Genomic DNA, 14,689 nt, shown 5'->3' on the forward strand with positions numbered 1-14,689 from the left:
AGCAACCGCCAGCGGCGCCCCGCCCTCGTTGTGTCGGTATATAGACCCCACCAACCAAAACTGTCAACACGACTTTTCCAAAAAAACGCACAAATCCAAACTTTCTCAATCCAACCAAGCAACCCCTGGGGATAACTCAACCGACACCACACACAGAAGCCAGCAAATACGGGAATTCTGCTCCCGGACAGGGGAAATGTGACAGTTATAATCCGTTAACCATACGCTGTTTTCCGGTTCCCCGGCACGGAAATATCCATTTTTTCCGCGATGAAGATGATCGGACCGGCCAAACGAACCGACTCGGGGCGTGAAAACAAACAGCCCGGCTTGAGACCGGGCTGTTGCATTCAGAACGGGGTGGGCGCTTTACCCCTTGTTCTTGTTGTAGACGTCAAACACCACGGCCGCGAGCAGGACCAGTCCCTTGATCACCTGCTGCCAGTCGATGTTGACGCCCATGATCGACATGCCATTGTTCATGACGCCCATGATGAAGGCGCCGATGACCGCCCCCATCACCTGCCCGACGCCGCCCATCGCCGACGCGCCGCCAATGAAGACGGCGGCGATCACGTCGAGCTCGAAGCCGAGACCGGCCTTCGGCGTCGCCGTATTGAGGCGAGCGGCAAAGATCAGCCCGGCCAGCGCCGCCAGAACCCCCATATTGACGAAGGTAAGAAAGGTCAGCCGTTCCGTCTTGATGCCGGATAGCTTTGCCGCTTTCTCATTGCCGCCCATGGCGTAGATACGCCGCCCAACGGTCATGCGCTTCGTCACAAAAACGAACAGGGCGATCAGCAGCGACATGACGATCAGGACATTCGGCAATCCCTTATAGGAGGACAGGAGATAGGTCAGGAACAGGATGATGCCGGCAATGATCAGGTTCTTGGCGGCAAACAGAGCAAACGGCTCGCCCTGATAGCCGTGCTTCTCGCGCTTGGCCCGGCCGCGCAGGCTGAAATAGATCATCAGCGCCACGAGAAGGATGCCGACCAGCATCGAGGTGATGTTGAAACCGGTACCGCCAAAAACGTCGGGAATGAAACCGGAGCTGAGCAACTGGAACTGCGGCGGGAACGGTCCGACGGACTGGCCGCCAAGAAGCCACAGGGCCAGCCCCTTGAAAACCAGCATCCCCGCCAGGGTCACGATGAAGGACGGTATTTTGTGATAGGCGACCCAATAGCCCTGGGCCGCGCCGATGAGACCGCCCATGATCAGGCACAGAATCGTCGCCGGGATATAATGGATATGCCATTGCACCATCATCACGGCGGCAAGCCCGCCGACAAATCCCGAGACCGACCCCACCGACAGATCGATGTGACCGGCGACAATCACCAGCAGCATGCCGAGGGCCATGATGATGATGTAGCTGTTCTGCAGGACAAGGTTGGTCAGGTTGACCGGACGGAACAGCGTGCCGTTCGTGGTGAACTGGAAGAACAGCATGATCAGGATCAGCGCCAGCACCAGCCCGTATTCACGCAGATTGCCCTTCATGGGCGACCCGTCCGTTTTGGCTTCGGTCTTCGTCGGGGTTGCTGCGGTTTCAACAGTCATGATGTTTTCCCTTCGGCACGGATAATGGCGCGCATGATCTTTTCCTGGCTTGCTTCCTTGGCTGGCATTTCGCCGACGATCCTTCCCTGGTTCATCACATAGATCCGGTCACAGACGCCGAGCAGCTCCGGCATTTCCGACGAGATCATCAGCACGCTTTTGCCCTCGCTCACCAGCTGGTTGATGATGGAATAGATTTCATATTTTGCCCCGACGTCGATCCCGCGGGTCGGCTCGTCCAGCATCAGCAGGTCCGGATTGGCAAAAAGCCATTTCGACAGGACAACCTTCTGCTGGTTGCCGCCGGAAAGGTTGCCGGTTTTCTGATAGATGCTGGATGAGCGGATATTGGTCTTGCGGCGATATTCATTGGCCACCTTCAATTCCGCCATATCGTCCAGCACACCGCCATGCGAGACACCATCAAGGTTGACGATGGTGGTGTTGTGCTTGATGTGGTCGATCAGATTGAGCCCATAGGTCTTGCGATCTTCCGTGACATAGGCAATGCCGTTTTCGACAGCCTTGCCGATGGTCGAGACATCCGCCTTCCTGCCTTTGATGAAAACCTCGCCGCTGATCTTGCGGCCATAGGCCTTGCCGAAGACACTCATGGCAAATTCGGTGCGCCCTGCCCCCATCAGCCCGGCGATCCCCACGACCTCGCCCTTGCGAACGTTGAGATTGATGCCGTTGATGACGGTCCGGTCGCCGTGAACGTGATGGTGAACCACCCAGTCCTTCACTTCAAAGACCACGTCGCCAATATCCGGCTCGCGCTGGGGAAAGCGATCCGCCAGCTGGCGGCCGACCATAGAGGTCACGATCCGGTCCTCGGAGATCGCATCCTTGTCCAGCGTTTCGATCGTCGCTCCGTCGCGCAGCACGGTGATGCGGTCGGCAACCTTGCCGACCTCGTTCAGCTTGTGGGAAATCAGGATCGACGAAATACCCTGCGCCTTGAACTCCAGCAGCAGTTCAAGCAGCGCATCGCTGTCCTTTTCATTGAGACTGGCCGTCGGCTCATCGAGAATGAGCAGTTCGACCTCTTTCGACAGGGCTTTGGCGATTTCCACCAGCTGCTGCTTGCCGACGCCGAGATTGGTGATCAGCGTCTGCGGATCTTCGCGCAGGCCCACCTTCTTGAGCAGCGCACGCGTGCGGGTTTCCGCAGCATGCCAGTCGATAATGCCGAATTTTGCCGGTTCATTGCCCAGGAAGATGTTCTCGGCAATGGACAGAAGCGGCACAAGGGCCAGCTCCTGATGAATGATGATGATGCCTTTCGCCTCGCTGTCGCCGATATCGCGAAAGTGCTGTTCCTGCCCGTTATAGTGAATTTCACCCTCATAGCTGCCATGCGGATAGACACCGCTCAACACTTTCATGAGGGTTGATTTTCCCGCACCGTTCTCGCCGACAAGCGCGTGAATTTCGCCCTTGCGGACATTCAGATTGACATTGTTGAGCGCTTTCACCCCGGGAAAGGTTTTGGTGATATTGCGCATTTCGAGGATAGTATCCATGCAGATCCTCATCGACGCCTGCGAGCCGCATAATAGGCCCAGATGGCGTTTCTCTTTGCAAGCTTACAGAAAACCGGCGGCCGCACACCAGCGGAATATTCTGCGCATGTGCTACTGCCCGCGTAACAACAAACCCTGCGCAATGATGCGCAGGGTTTGCCGGATATCCAAGTCCTATTTGATCTGGGCTTCGGTGTAGTAACCGCCGCCAATCAGAATGTCCTTCCAGTTGGTCTTGTCCACTTCCACTGGCTTCAGGAGATAAGACGGAACAACCTTGACGCCATTGTTGTAGGTCTTGGTGTCGTTGATCTCCGGCTGCTCGCCCTTCAGCACCTTGTCGATGACATTCGACGTCACCTTGGCCAGTTCACGCGTATCCTTGTAGATCGTGGAATACTGTTCGCCGGCGATGATCGACTTCACCGAGGGAACTTCGGCATCCTGCCCGGAAACAAACGGGAACGGCTGGTCCTTGGTGCCGTAACCGACGCCGCGCAGCGACGACAGGATACCGATCGACAGGCCATCATAGGGCGACAGAACGGCGTTGACCTTCTTGTCCGTATAATAGGCGGAAAGAAGATTATCCATGCGGGCCTGGGCGACGGCGCCATCCCAGCGCAGCGTACCGACTTTGTCCATGCCGGTCTGACCGGACTGGACGACAAGCTTGCCGCTGTCGATCAGAGGCTGAAGCACGGACATCGCGCCATTGTAGAAGAAGAACGCGTTGTTATCGTCGGGTGAACCGCCGAACAGTTCGATGTTGAACGGGCCCTTTGCTTCGGGGAGGCCGAGCGCCTTCACGAGCGATCCGGCCTGAAGGACACCAACCTGAAAATTGTCAAATGTCGTGTAGTAGTCGACATTGCCGGAATCGCGGATCAGGCGGTCATAGGAAATGACCTTGATGTTCGCATCATGCGCCTGCTGCAGCACATTGGACAGCGTGGTGCCGTCAATGGCCGCGATGACCAGAACCTTCACACCCTTGGTGACCATGTTTTCGATCTGGGCAAGCTGGTTCGGAATGTCATCTTCCGCATATTGCAGGTCGGTGGTGTAGCCGCGTTCCTTCAGCGCCTTCACCATATTGTCTCCGTCAGCAATCCAGCGTGCGGAGGATTTCGTCGGCATCGAGATGCCAACGGCGCCCTTGTCCTGAGCAAAACCCTGCGTACCCATCGCAGAAAGCGCGATCAGGCCTGCAGCAACCATCTTAAACATTTTCACTGGTATCCTCCCAATTTCCCTAATGGACGCTATTTTAGTCGAGCATGTTTTCCGGGTGGAATCGTCTTCGTATCAGCCTCCAGCTCCTCCCAGAGCACGATCCTTGCAACACTTATCTCAAAAGTATGACTTTTGGAATAGTCCTTTCGAACCACAGCAAAAAGTCTTTCCCGGCGGGCCACCAGCACAATCAGAAAACCGAGCTCGCAACCGTTTACATCGATATAATACTATTATAGTATTTTTCAAAAATCACTCGCTAAAAGTCAAGAATGAAGTGAAGCTGCGCCTGCTTCATACGACAATTCCCCGGGAGGACAGACGTGAATTTGGTTCAATTGCTCAATGCCAATGGGAAGCGGCAGGTTGCCGCGCGGCTGGATGATACGTTCAGGCACGTGAAACGGACCCGGTCGATTCTCGAACTCGCGCACGCGGCCATTGAAGCCAAGACCTCCCTCTCCAGGATCGTCGAAGAGCGCGGGCTGGGGAAAGTGCTCGACATCGAGGCCGCCTATGCCGAAGGGCGGTTGCTGTCGCCCATCGATACGCACGATCCGGCCCACATCCATCTGACGGGAACGGGCCTGACCCATCTTGGATCCGCAGCGACGCGCGATGCCATGCACCGCAAGATCGACGATGCCAAGGAAGAGACCCTGACCGATTCGATGAAGATGTTCCGCATGGGTCTTGAAGGCGGCAAACCCAAGAAGGGACAGACCGGCGTGCAGCCGGAATGGTTCTACAAGGGCAATGGCACGATGCTTACCGGGCCGGGGCAGCCGCTTTTGTCTCCAGCCTTTGCCGAAGACGCCGGCGAAGAACCGGAGATTGCCGGTATCTATGTGATCGGTTCCGACGGCACGCCGTTCCGCATCGGCTTTGCACTGGCCAATGAATTCTCCGATCATGTCACCGAGCGTGTCAATTATCTCTTTCTGGCTCACTCCAAACTGCGCCCCTGCTCCCTGGGACCGGAATTGATCGTCGGGGATCTGCCTGCGGATATTCGCGGCAGTTCGCGTATTCTGCGCAAGGGCAAAGCGATCTGGGAAAAACCGTTCCTGTCGGGTGAAGACAACATGTCCCACACCATTGCCAATCTCGAACATCATCATTTCAAATATCCGGTTTTCCGCCAGCCCGGCGATGTCCATGTCCACATGTTCGGAACCGCAACACTGTCCTTCGCCGATGGCATCAAGACAGAGAATGGCGACGTCTTTGAAATCGAAGCACCCGCCTTCGGCCTGCCCTTGCGCAATCCGCTGAAAATACAAAAGCCGGTGAAGGTGAAAGTGGCTACACTTTAAGGTGCAAAACTGCCAGACAGGTCCGCACGCCCAGCTCGCAACAATAATCGGTACAGATGATGACAATGACGCCGTCCGTTTTCGCACGCTATCCCGGCCTGTCCGGCAAGCCAGTTTTCATTTCCGGCGGTGCAACGGGTATCGGCGAGATGATCGTCCGCGCCTTTGCGGCGGAAGGCGCCAGGGTGGGGTTTGTTGATCTTGCCGAGGCGGATGGCAGAAACCTTGCTGAAGAACTGAATGCCTCAGGCGGCGACGTGACGTTTCGCGCCGCCGACGTGACGGATATCGGTGCCTATCAAAGAACAATCCGCGAAATCGAGGAGATCCAAGGCGCGACAACGGTTCTCGTGAACAATGCCGCCAATGACACACGCCATGACTGGCGCGAGGTGACACCGGAGTATTTCGACCAGCGCATCGCGGTGAATCTGCGCCACATGTTTTTTGCCATCCAGGCAGTCGCACCGGCAATGATTGCCGCCGGCGGCGGTTCCATCATCAATTTCGGCTCCGTCGGCTGGATGATGGCATCGGGAGGATATCCCGGCTATGCCTCTGCCAAGTCGGCCGTCCATGGCCTCACCCGCTCCTTTGCCCGCGATCTCGGCAAACACGCTATCCGCGTCAACACGCTGGTGCCGGGCTGGGTGATGACCCAGCGCCAGCTCGATCTGTGGGTCGACGATGCGGCCAATGAATTGATCGACCGCAGCCAATGCCTGGCTGGACGGGTCATGCCCGACGATATCGCCCGTATGGCGCTGTTCCTCGCATCGGATGATTCCAGAATGTGTTCCGCCCAGAACTTCATCGTCGACGGCGGATGGGTCTAGGGCTCTAGTCAGTGCCCGAGGCTGCGAGGACGCGTTCGGCGCCATCCTGGATGACGCCGCGCATGGCCTCCTTGGCAGCCGCCACGTCCCGGTCCCTGATGGCATCGGCGATGGCCCTGTGCCGTGCAACCGAATGCATGTGACGCTCTGTGTTGGGTATCGGCGAGCTGATCGTGAACGTTGTCACCAGCGCCACCTCGATCAGGGCACTGATCGAACGCATGAACGGATTGCCAGAGGCTTCCGCAATGGCAATGTGGAACTGCAGGTCGCTATGGACAAAGTGTGCGGGCGATTCCCGCGTGCTGCCCATCTCCTCAACCCATTCGTAGAGCTTGGCAAGCTGCGCTTCCGTGCGCCGCAATGCGGCGAGACCCGCAGCTTCCGGCTCCAGCGCCAGGCGCATTTCCACGATGCTCGACAGGAAGGCGGCGCTGGCACCGGCCTCGAAATGCCAGACGAGAATATCCGGATCAAAAAGGTTCCAGTTGGAGCGCTCCAGCACGCGGGTGCCGATCTTGGCCTTGGGCTGGATAAGGCCTTTCGCCGCCAAGGTCTTCAACGCCTCGCGCAGAACGGTGCGCGACACGCCAAAGCGCTCAAGCAGTTCCGCGTCCCCCGGCAGAATGCTGTTCTCGGGATAGGACCCGTTGACGATCCGCAGGCCAAGATCGCGCATGACGTGGCCGTGATGCGTACGCGAATGACCCGCCGTACGAAAATCATAATTGCTGAGTTCGTTTTCGACCAATTGTATCCCTGTGACTGGCGATTTGCTTCTTGACGCTGAAGCAAATATTGATCGGCTCCACGTGCTTCGCGGACGCAGTCTGCTTCGCCAGTTCCTCCCTGACCACTATTTATAATATTATATGATCAATAACAATTCTCAATCTGAACAACGCGCAAATCCGCTGCCGCTTGCCATAGGCGCTATCCTTGAAATCCAGCCGCCCCGCCGGTCAATTGCCCTCCGCTGCGCAGATCACGCCGGAAGTCCGAGGGTGACATGCCGGCAATATTGCGGAACGACTTGTTGAAGGCGCTGAGCGAGCCAAACCCGCTATCCATCGCGACCTGCAGCACATTCGCCCTGTCCTGCAGCAGCATGGCCTGCGCGTAGGACAGCCTGAGAAGACTCACGTAATTGTTCAATGTCATGCCGGTCGATTTCTTGAACACGCTCATCGCATATTTGGGATGAAGCCCCGCCGACGTGGCTATGTCGATCGAGTCGATATCCTGCAGAAAGTTGCCTGCTATAAAATCACACATTCGCGCAACCACCCTGGACGACTGCTGACTGGATTGCTCATCAGCAGACATATTCGGGCAATCAGGCACCAAGCGATAAGGCTCGAAGCCAATGCGCTCGATCCGCAGAAGCAGCTCATTGACCGCATGTTCCGCCTTCACCGGATCGCCTGACCGGGCATAGGCGTACCATCGCGTAAAGTTTTCCCTGTCGGCCGCATCGGTTGCGGCGGTGACAAGGGTCGATCCCTGCATCAACCGGCTTGGCACGCTCTCCGGCAGACGCATGCGAAAGAAATGCACGAGCGGCAGATGCGCACCCGCGTAAATCGAATCGTCGGAGGATTCGTCCATCCGGTGCGGCTGGCCGCCCCAGAACAGGCACATGTCGCCCGCATTGAGGCGGATTTTGTGATCCTTCATCCGGTAGTGCACGGAACCGCGAATGACGTAGTTGACCTCGACCTGCGCATGCCAATGCGGCATGGCCATGACCAGCGGGTGATTGTGAAACATTTGCAGGGCGGTTGGCAGACCTTCGACACTGCTCGCCCCCGGCTGATAGATCGGCCTTTCTCCCATCTTACTTTCCGCCCAATTCATGTTCCCTTTATGAGAGACAGGCGCTCCCTTGCCGCTAGTGTAGCCATGTTCGCAAAGATCGGGCAATTGAAAAGGGAGGATTTTCAATGAGCTTCAAATTTCTTGGTGCGACAGCACTTGTCGCAGCATTGGGCATGGGTTCGGCGACCGCTTCGGCCCAGCCAACCGAAATTACCATCTGGAGCTGGGATATCGCGGCTTCGTCCCTGAAAGCATCGCTGGAAGGCTTCAACAAGCAGTTTCCGGATATAAAGGTGAATGTTCAGGATCTAGGCAATAACCAGGTCTTCGAGAAGACACTCGCTGCCTGTGCTGCGGGCGGGGATGGCCTGCCGGACGTCGTCACCATCGAGAACTACAAGGCCGAGATTTTCTGGAACCGTTTTCCCGATTGCTTCACCAATCTGAAGGAACTCGGCTACACCAGCGACATACAAGCCAAATTCCCGGATTTCAAACGCACCGAGCTGGAAGCCGGCGATGTCCCCTATGCCATGCCCTGGGACTCCGGTCCCGTCGCCGTTTTTTACCGGCGCGACTATTACGAAAAGGCTGGCGTGGATCCCAAGAGCATAACGACTTGGGATGATTTCATTGCCGCTGGCAAGAAAATTGCCGCTGCCAACCCCAGTGTTGTCATGGCTCAGGCGGACTTCAACGGCGACAGCGAATGGTTCCGTATGATCTCCAATGAACAGGGCTGCGGCTTCTTTTCCGCCGATGGCCAGACCATCACGATCAACCAGCCCGCATGCATTGCCACGCTGGCGAAGATCAAGCAGATGAAAGACGCAGGCACGCTCACGGCGGCCAATTGGGACGAAAAGGTTCAGGCCAATACCGCGGGTACCGTCGCGAGCCAGCTCTATGGCGGCTGGTATGAGGGTACCATCCGCACCAACTCTCCCAAACTTGCGGGCAAATGGGGCGTCTACCTCATGCCAAGTCTTACGCCCAACGGACCCCACGCGGCCAATGTCGGCGGTTCGTCATTGGCAATCAGCAGCGGCTCGCCGAACAAGGCAGCGGCCTGGACCTATCTGAACTACGTCCTCGGCACCGACGAGGGACAGATCACCATGCTCAAGAACTTCGGTCTTGTACCCTCGCTGCTCAGTGCCGAGAAGCAGCCCTTCGTGTCTGAAGCACAGCCCTATTGGGGCGGGCAGGCCATCTGGACCGATATTCTTGGCACATTGCCAAGGATCGTGGCCGGTCGCGGCACCGCATTTCAAGGTGATGCAAACGGCATCTACAAGGCAACCCAGACCAAGTATTTTGCAGGAGGATATCCCGACGCAAAGGCTGCGCTCGATGATGCAGCAAACCAGATCGCATCGGCAACAGGACTGCCAATCGCTCAATGAGCTCAGCGCTGGACAGGAGTGGGAGCGCCTGTCCGGCATTCCGTTGGAAGACCTGACTATCGCCGTGGAGGACAATCGATGCAGCTGCGCAACCGGGCCGCCTATGGGTTCCTTGCCCCCTATCTCATGGTTTTTACGGCCTTCTGGATATGGCCGATCATCAGTTCATTTGTAATGTCGTTTCAGAACACCCGCGTGAATCCCTGGGCTTTCAGTTTTGGCGCCAATTGGGGCCGCCTGTTCAACGATCCCGCCTTCTACAATGCACTGAAGAACACGATGATCATCCTGATCATTCAGGTTCCCGTGATGATCACGCTGGCGACAGTCATGGCAGTGCTGCTCAACTCCCCGCTCCTGAGAGCACGCGGCCTTTTCCGCTTTGCCTTCTTCGCACCCATCGTGGTCGGTGAAGTCGCCTACGCCGCCGTGTTCCGTCTCATGTTCAATCTTGATTTCGGTGTCATCAACAAGCTGCTGAACAGTGTCGGCATAGCTTCGATTTCATGGTTTGCGGACGCGCCCGCGGCCATGGCGCTTCTTATCATCGCTGTGACCTGGCGTTGGGCCGGATACAATGCGATCATCATACTGGCGGGGCTCCAATCCATCCCCGGCGATGTCTACGAAGCGGCAACGCTGGACCGCGTGAGCAAGCTCCGGCAGTTCATCCACATCACCCTGCCGCTTCTGAAACCCATCATCCTGTTCTGCGTGATCCTGTCGATCATCGGATCGATGCAGCTTTTCACCGAGCCGTTCCTCATCACCAATCGCGGCGGTCCCGGCGGCGGAACGGAGACCCTGGGGCTGTTCCTCTACCGGCAAGGCATTACCTCGCTGAACTTCGGCTACGCTTCGGCGATCGCCTACACCATGGCCGCACTGGCGGTGCTGATTTCGCTGCTCAATCTTTGGATCGGGAGGGACGAGAAATGAAGTCGCAGTCACGCTCGACCCTGGTCCGCTCACTTGCACTGCATGGCGTCCTTATCCCGCTGGCGATCATCTGGCTGTTTCCGCTTTGGATGATGTTCGTGTTCGCGACCATGCCGGACTACGGCATTTTCAGCCCGCAGATCGAACTTCTCCCATCCACGCATTTCCTGGAGAATTTCAGCAATCTGCAGGCGGATACGGATTTCATCCGCGCCCTGACAATCTCCATCGGCGTCGCGATCATCTACACCGTCCTGTCGGTCCTGCTCACCTCCATGGCAGGCTGGGCGCTGGCCCGGTACCAATTCGTCGGCAAGTCCCTGGTCATCGCGATCATTCTCGGCACGATCACCCTGCCCTATTTCGTCGTGGTGATCCCGCAGTTCATCCTGGTGGCGCGCGAATTCAAACTGGCGAACACCTGGATCGCCCTGATCGTGCCGCCGCTCTTCAACTCGCTGGGGGTGCTGTTCATGCGGCAGGCGTTTTCCATGATGCCGGCCGAACTCTTCGACGCAGCGCGGGTGGAAGGCGTCAAGGAATGGCAAATTTTCCTGCGCATTGCCCTGCCGCTTGCCAGGCCGACCATGGCGGCGCTCGCGATCATTCTCTTTCTCGCATCCTGGAACAACTATCTCTGGCCGCTGCTGATCAATTCACGCCCGGGCATGCTGACCGCTCCGGTTGCGCTTGGAACATTGATCGGTCTCACCAAGGTGTCGTGGGGCGGCATCATGGCCGGCGCCGTCATGCTCACGGCGCCGATCCTCGTCATTTTCATTCTCCTGCAGCGCCACTTCATTGCCGGCATCGCCGCCGGCGCCATCAAATAGGGAAACGCCGCATGGCCGAACTTTCACTCAGGAATGTCGTCAAACGTTTCGGTTCCTACGAGATCATCCGCAACGCCTGCCTCGATGTGGCCGATGGCGAGTTCGTGGTCTTCGTCGGCCCCTCCGGCTGTGGCAAGTCCACGCTCTTGCGCATGATTGCCGGTCTTGAGCACATAACCGACGGCGAAATCCATATCGGTGACACGCTGGTCAATGACGTCGAACCTGCCGACCGCGGCATTGCCATGGTGTTCCAGTCCTATGCGTTGTACCCGCACATGACCGTCGAGCAGAATCTCGCCTTCGGCCTGCGCATGACCGGCAACCCGAAAGCCGATACGGAGCGCCGGGTTCAGCGGGTGGCGGACATTCTTCAAATCAGGGAACTGATGCAGCGCCGCCCGAAGCAGCTGTCAGGCGGACAGCGCCAGCGCGTTGCCATTGGCCGCGCCATCGTTCGCGAACCACGGGTTTTCCTGTTCGATGAACCGCTCTCCAACCTCGATGCGGAGCTGCGGGTGCAGATGCGCGTCGAGATTTCCCGCCTGCACAAGGAACTCGGCACGACCATGATCTATGTGACCCATGACCAGACCGAAGCCATGACCCTGGCCGACAAGATCGTGGTGCTGCGGGGCGGTAATATCGAACAGATTGGCGCGCCGCTCGATCTCTACGACAATCCTGCCAACCAGTTCGTCGCCGGTTTTGTTGGCTCACCCAAAATGAACTTCATGAGCGCCGAGGTTGTTGCGGCGGATCCTGACAGCATCACCATCACCCTCGTGAATCAGGGCAAAATCCGTCTCACCCTGCCCATGAACAATCCGCCGCCGGCACTTGGTGAGACAGTGACGCTCGGCGTGCGTCCCGAGCATTTCGCCAAGGCGGGTCAGGGGGATGCCGACATGACCGTCACGGTGGATGTTGCCGAACATCTCGGCAACACCAGCTACATCTACGCCAACGTCGCCGGCGGGGAACAGTTGATCATCGAGCGTGAGGAATCGCGCAATGCACTCAAGACCGACACCCTGACCATCGCCATCAAATCCAGCCACGCCCTGCTGTTCGACAAAGCGGGAAACAGGCTTCGATAAACCGGACTTCGCCTTTCCAGCCACACTCCCGGTGGCCGCAACGCACCCAAAGAGGACCTAGCATGACTGACACAACATCCATTCGCTGGGGCATTATCGGCCCCGGCACCATCGCCCGCACCTTTGCTGACGGCATTGCCCATTCGACGACGGGAAAGCTCATCGCCATTGCCTCGCGCAATCCGGACAAGCCGGAACTCGCAACCCAGTTTCCCGGCGCCCGCATAGTCAGCGGCTATGATGCCTTGCTGCGTGACCCCGAGATCGACGCGGTTTACATCGCAACACCGCACACCGGCCATGCCGAATGGGCGATCAAAACCATCCGCGCCGGCAAGCATGTGCTCGTGGAAAAGCCGATTGCACTCAGCGCCTATGATGCCGATGCGATCTTCCACGAAGCCCGCAAGGCCGGGGTCTTCGCCGGTGAAGCCTTCATGTATCGCCTTCATCCGCAAACCGCCAAGCTGATCGAGCTCATCAAAAGCGGTGTCATCGGCGATGTCCGTATCATCCGGTCAAGCTTCGGCTTCAACATGGGCAGCGTCAGGCCGGACCATCGCCTCTTTGCCAACGACACCGCAGGCGGCGGTATCCTCGACGTCGGCTGCTATCCCGTTTCCATGGTTCGGCTGATTGCGGGCAGCGTCGAAGGCAAACCGTTCCTCGAGCCGGAATCTGTTTCAGGCGCCGCTCATCTTGGCCAGACAGGCGTCGACGAATGGGCGTCGGCCCTGCTCAAATTCCCGAACGGTATTGTCGCCGAGGTCTCCTGCTCGATCATGGCGGAACAGGACAATACCCTTCGTATCATCGGCGCACGGGGTCGCATCGAGGTTGGGGATTTCTGGTATGCGTCCGGTCAACAGGGCGGCACGGGCAAGATCGAGATTTTCCGGCCCGGCGGCGTGCATGAAACCGTCGAGGTAGTGGAAGACCGCTGGCTTTATGCCTTCGAGGTGGACGCTGCGGGCAGCGCCATTCGCGAAAAACGGCAGGAATTTGCAGCACCTGGCATGAGCTGGGCCGACTCTCTCGGCAACCTGCGGGTGCTCGATCAATGGCGCGCCGCAATCGGCCTCGAATACAGCATTGAAACGGCGGCGAAGCGGAACAGGACGATCTCCGGTGCCAAGCCGGTGCCCGGCAAGAGTGTACCCAAAAGGGCAATCCCCGGTCTTGCAAAACCCGCTTCCTCCGTGGCGCTGGGATTTGAGTTCTTTCCGAATTTCGCCGCCGGCTCCCTCACCTTGGATGCCTATTACGAGGCGGGCGGCAATCTGTTCGATACGGCCTATATCTATGCCGGGGGAAAGACCGAGGAAATCTTCGGCGACTGGCATACCAGCCGTTCCGTTCCACGGGAGGATATTGTCCTCATCGGCAAGGGAGCCCATTCGCCGCTCTGCTATCCCGATGCCATCGGCAAACAGCTCTCGCGGTCGCTTGATCGCCTGAAGACCGATCATGTCGACGTCTATTTTATGCACCGCGACAATCCCGATATCCCCGTCGGCGAATTTGTCGACGCCATGGATGCCGAGGTTCGGGCCGGCCGGATTCGCGGCCCCTTCGGCGGGTCGAACTGGACGCGGGAGCGGATGGACGAGGCTATCGCCTATGCGGTGAAGAACGGCAGGACGGCGCCCGGTGCCCTGTCCAACAATTTCTCGCTCGCCGAAATGCTGGATCCGATCTGGGCGGGTTGCGTCGCAGCCTCGGATGAGGATTGGAAAAGGTGGCTGAACGCGAAGCAGATGCCGAATTTTGCCTGGTCAAGCCAGGGCCGCGGCTTCTTTACCGATCGCGCCGGCCGTGACAAGCGGGACGATGAAGAACTGGTCCGCGTCTGGTATTCCGACAGAAACTTTGACCGGCGTGAGCGGGCGATCGAACTGGCAGGTAAACTCGGCCGCAATTCCATTCACGTGGCGCTGGCCTATGTGCTGGCCCAGCCTTTCCCCGTCATTCCGCTTATTGGGCCACGCACCCTCGGCGAGCTTGAAGACAGCCTTTCCGCACTCGACATCAATCTGACCCCGGATCAGGTGAAATGGCTGGAAGGCTAGGCGTGGATGTGGCAAGCAGGAGGATAAAATCAGCAAGGGGG

At 58.0% G+C, this 14,689-nt stretch carries 12 protein-coding genes; 7 read left to right on the forward strand and 5 right to left on the reverse strand.

The features are described from left to right. Positions 1-369: 369 nt before the first annotated feature. From mmsB to chvE, 3 genes are all read right to left on the reverse strand, one after another. Positions 370-1,569, reverse strand: coding sequence for a multiple monosaccharide ABC transporter permease (gene mmsB, locus AC1Q5O_RS21700; RefSeq protein ID WP_223614157.1), 1,200 nt, complete (start codon positions 1,567-1,569; stop codon positions 370-372). Then, positions 1,566-3,095: a multiple monosaccharide ABC transporter ATP-binding protein gene (gene mmsA / locus AC1Q5O_RS21705; protein ID WP_492565854.1), complete on the reverse strand. Its 1,530-nt coding sequence runs from the start codon at positions 3,093-3,095 to the stop codon at positions 1,566-1,568. Before mmsA ends, mmsB begins: the two co-directional genes overlap by 4 nt. A gap of 174 nt (positions 3,096-3,269) precedes the next feature. Beyond that, complete coding sequence (gene chvE, locus AC1Q5O_RS21710) at positions 3,270-4,325, reverse strand: multiple monosaccharide ABC transporter substrate-binding protein (protein WP_464663993.1); 1,056 nt, start codon at positions 4,323-4,325, stop codon at positions 3,270-3,272. Positions 4,326-4,654: 329 nt separating this feature from the next. Here chvE and araD1 point away from each other — a divergent pair, with 329 nt between their 5' ends. Further along, the gene (gene araD1 / locus AC1Q5O_RS21715) at positions 4,655-5,647 is read left to right on the forward strand and encodes an AraD1 family protein (RefSeq protein WP_492565856.1); all 993 of its coding nucleotides are present in this window, start codon (positions 4,655-4,657) and stop codon (positions 5,645-5,647) included. A gap of 65 nt (positions 5,648-5,712) precedes the next feature. Beyond that, positions 5,713-6,483 (forward strand): SDR family NAD(P)-dependent oxidoreductase, encoded by a 771-nt coding sequence (locus AC1Q5O_RS21720; RefSeq protein ID WP_492565858.1) that lies wholly within the window; start codon positions 5,713-5,715, stop codon positions 6,481-6,483. 4 nt (positions 6,484-6,487) lie between these two features. Here the strand turns inward: AC1Q5O_RS21720 and AC1Q5O_RS21725 are convergent, their stop codons facing one another. After that, complete coding sequence (locus AC1Q5O_RS21725) at positions 6,488-7,162, reverse strand: FadR/GntR family transcriptional regulator (protein ID WP_105735046.1); 675 nt, start codon at positions 7,160-7,162, stop codon at positions 6,488-6,490. Between the two features lie 254 nt (positions 7,163-7,416). Continuing rightward, positions 7,417-8,340, reverse strand: coding sequence for a helix-turn-helix domain-containing protein (locus AC1Q5O_RS21730; RefSeq protein ID WP_492565861.1), 924 nt, complete (start codon positions 8,338-8,340; stop codon positions 7,417-7,419). Between the two features lie 86 nt (positions 8,341-8,426). On the opposite strand from AC1Q5O_RS21730, the gene AC1Q5O_RS21735 reads away from it, so the two are divergent. The 5 genes from AC1Q5O_RS21735 (at position 8,427) to AC1Q5O_RS21755 (ending at position 14,648) form a co-directional block, all read left to right on the forward strand. Then, the gene (locus AC1Q5O_RS21735; RefSeq protein WP_492565863.1) at positions 8,427-9,707 is read left to right on the forward strand and encodes an ABC transporter substrate-binding protein; all 1,281 of its coding nucleotides are present in this window, start codon (positions 8,427-8,429) and stop codon (positions 9,705-9,707) included. A gap of 78 nt (positions 9,708-9,785) precedes the next feature. Next, positions 9,786-10,646 carry a carbohydrate ABC transporter permease gene (locus AC1Q5O_RS21740; protein WP_492565865.1) on the forward strand — a complete coding sequence of 287 codons (861 nt, stop codon included), beginning with the start codon at positions 9,786-9,788 and terminating at the stop codon, positions 10,644-10,646. After that, complete coding sequence (locus tag AC1Q5O_RS21745) at positions 10,643-11,479, forward strand: carbohydrate ABC transporter permease (protein WP_492565867.1); 837 nt, start codon at positions 10,643-10,645, stop codon at positions 11,477-11,479. The genes AC1Q5O_RS21740 and AC1Q5O_RS21745 overlap by 4 nt, the downstream gene beginning before the upstream one ends. Positions 11,480-11,490: 11 nt before the next feature. After that, on the forward strand, positions 11,491-12,579 hold the full coding sequence (locus AC1Q5O_RS21750) for an ABC transporter ATP-binding protein (protein WP_492565868.1): 1,089 nt from the start codon (positions 11,491-11,493) through the stop codon (positions 12,577-12,579). A 62-nt stretch (positions 12,580-12,641) separates the two neighbouring features. Then, a complete protein-coding gene (locus AC1Q5O_RS21755) occupies positions 12,642-14,648 on the forward strand; it encodes an aldo/keto reductase (protein WP_492565870.1) in 2,007 nt (668 codons plus the stop codon). Positions 14,649-14,689: the final 41 nt, after the last annotated feature.

It is taken from the genome of Phyllobacterium sp. MT110 (assembly GCF_058792715.1).

What these genes read in the sequence shown, in the direction of transcription:
- mmsB (WP_223614157.1), bottom strand. Translation starts at nt 1,569, where the DNA reads ATGACTGTTGAAACCGCAGCAACCCCGACGAAGACCGAAGCCAAAACG.
- mmsA (WP_492565854.1), bottom strand. Translation starts at nt 3,095, where the DNA reads ATGGATACTATCCTCGAAATGCGCAATATCACCAAAACCTTTCCCGGG.
- chvE (WP_464663993.1), bottom strand. Translation starts at nt 4,325, where the DNA reads ATGTTTAAGATGGTTGCTGCAGGCCTGATCGCGCTTTCTGCGATGGGT.
- AC1Q5O_RS21720 (WP_492565858.1), top strand. Translation starts at nt 5,713, where the DNA reads ATGACGCCGTCCGTTTTCGCACGCTATCCCGGCCTGTCCGGCAAGCCA.
- AC1Q5O_RS21725 (WP_105735046.1), bottom strand. Translation starts at nt 7,162, where the DNA reads ATGCGCGATCTTGGCCTGCGGATCGTCAACGGGTCCTATCCCGAGAAC.
- AC1Q5O_RS21730 (WP_492565861.1), bottom strand. Translation starts at nt 8,340, where the DNA reads ATGAATTGGGCGGAAAGTAAGATGGGAGAAAGGCCGATCTATCAGCCG.
- AC1Q5O_RS21735 (WP_492565863.1), top strand. Translation starts at nt 8,427, where the DNA reads ATGAGCTTCAAATTTCTTGGTGCGACAGCACTTGTCGCAGCATTGGGC.
- AC1Q5O_RS21740 (WP_492565865.1), top strand. Translation starts at nt 9,786, where the DNA reads ATGCAGCTGCGCAACCGGGCCGCCTATGGGTTCCTTGCCCCCTATCTC.
- AC1Q5O_RS21745 (WP_492565867.1), top strand. Translation starts at nt 10,643, where the DNA reads ATGAAGTCGCAGTCACGCTCGACCCTGGTCCGCTCACTTGCACTGCAT.
- AC1Q5O_RS21750 (WP_492565868.1), top strand. Translation starts at nt 11,491, where the DNA reads ATGGCCGAACTTTCACTCAGGAATGTCGTCAAACGTTTCGGTTCCTAC.
- AC1Q5O_RS21755 (WP_492565870.1), top strand. Translation starts at nt 12,642, where the DNA reads ATGACTGACACAACATCCATTCGCTGGGGCATTATCGGCCCCGGCACC.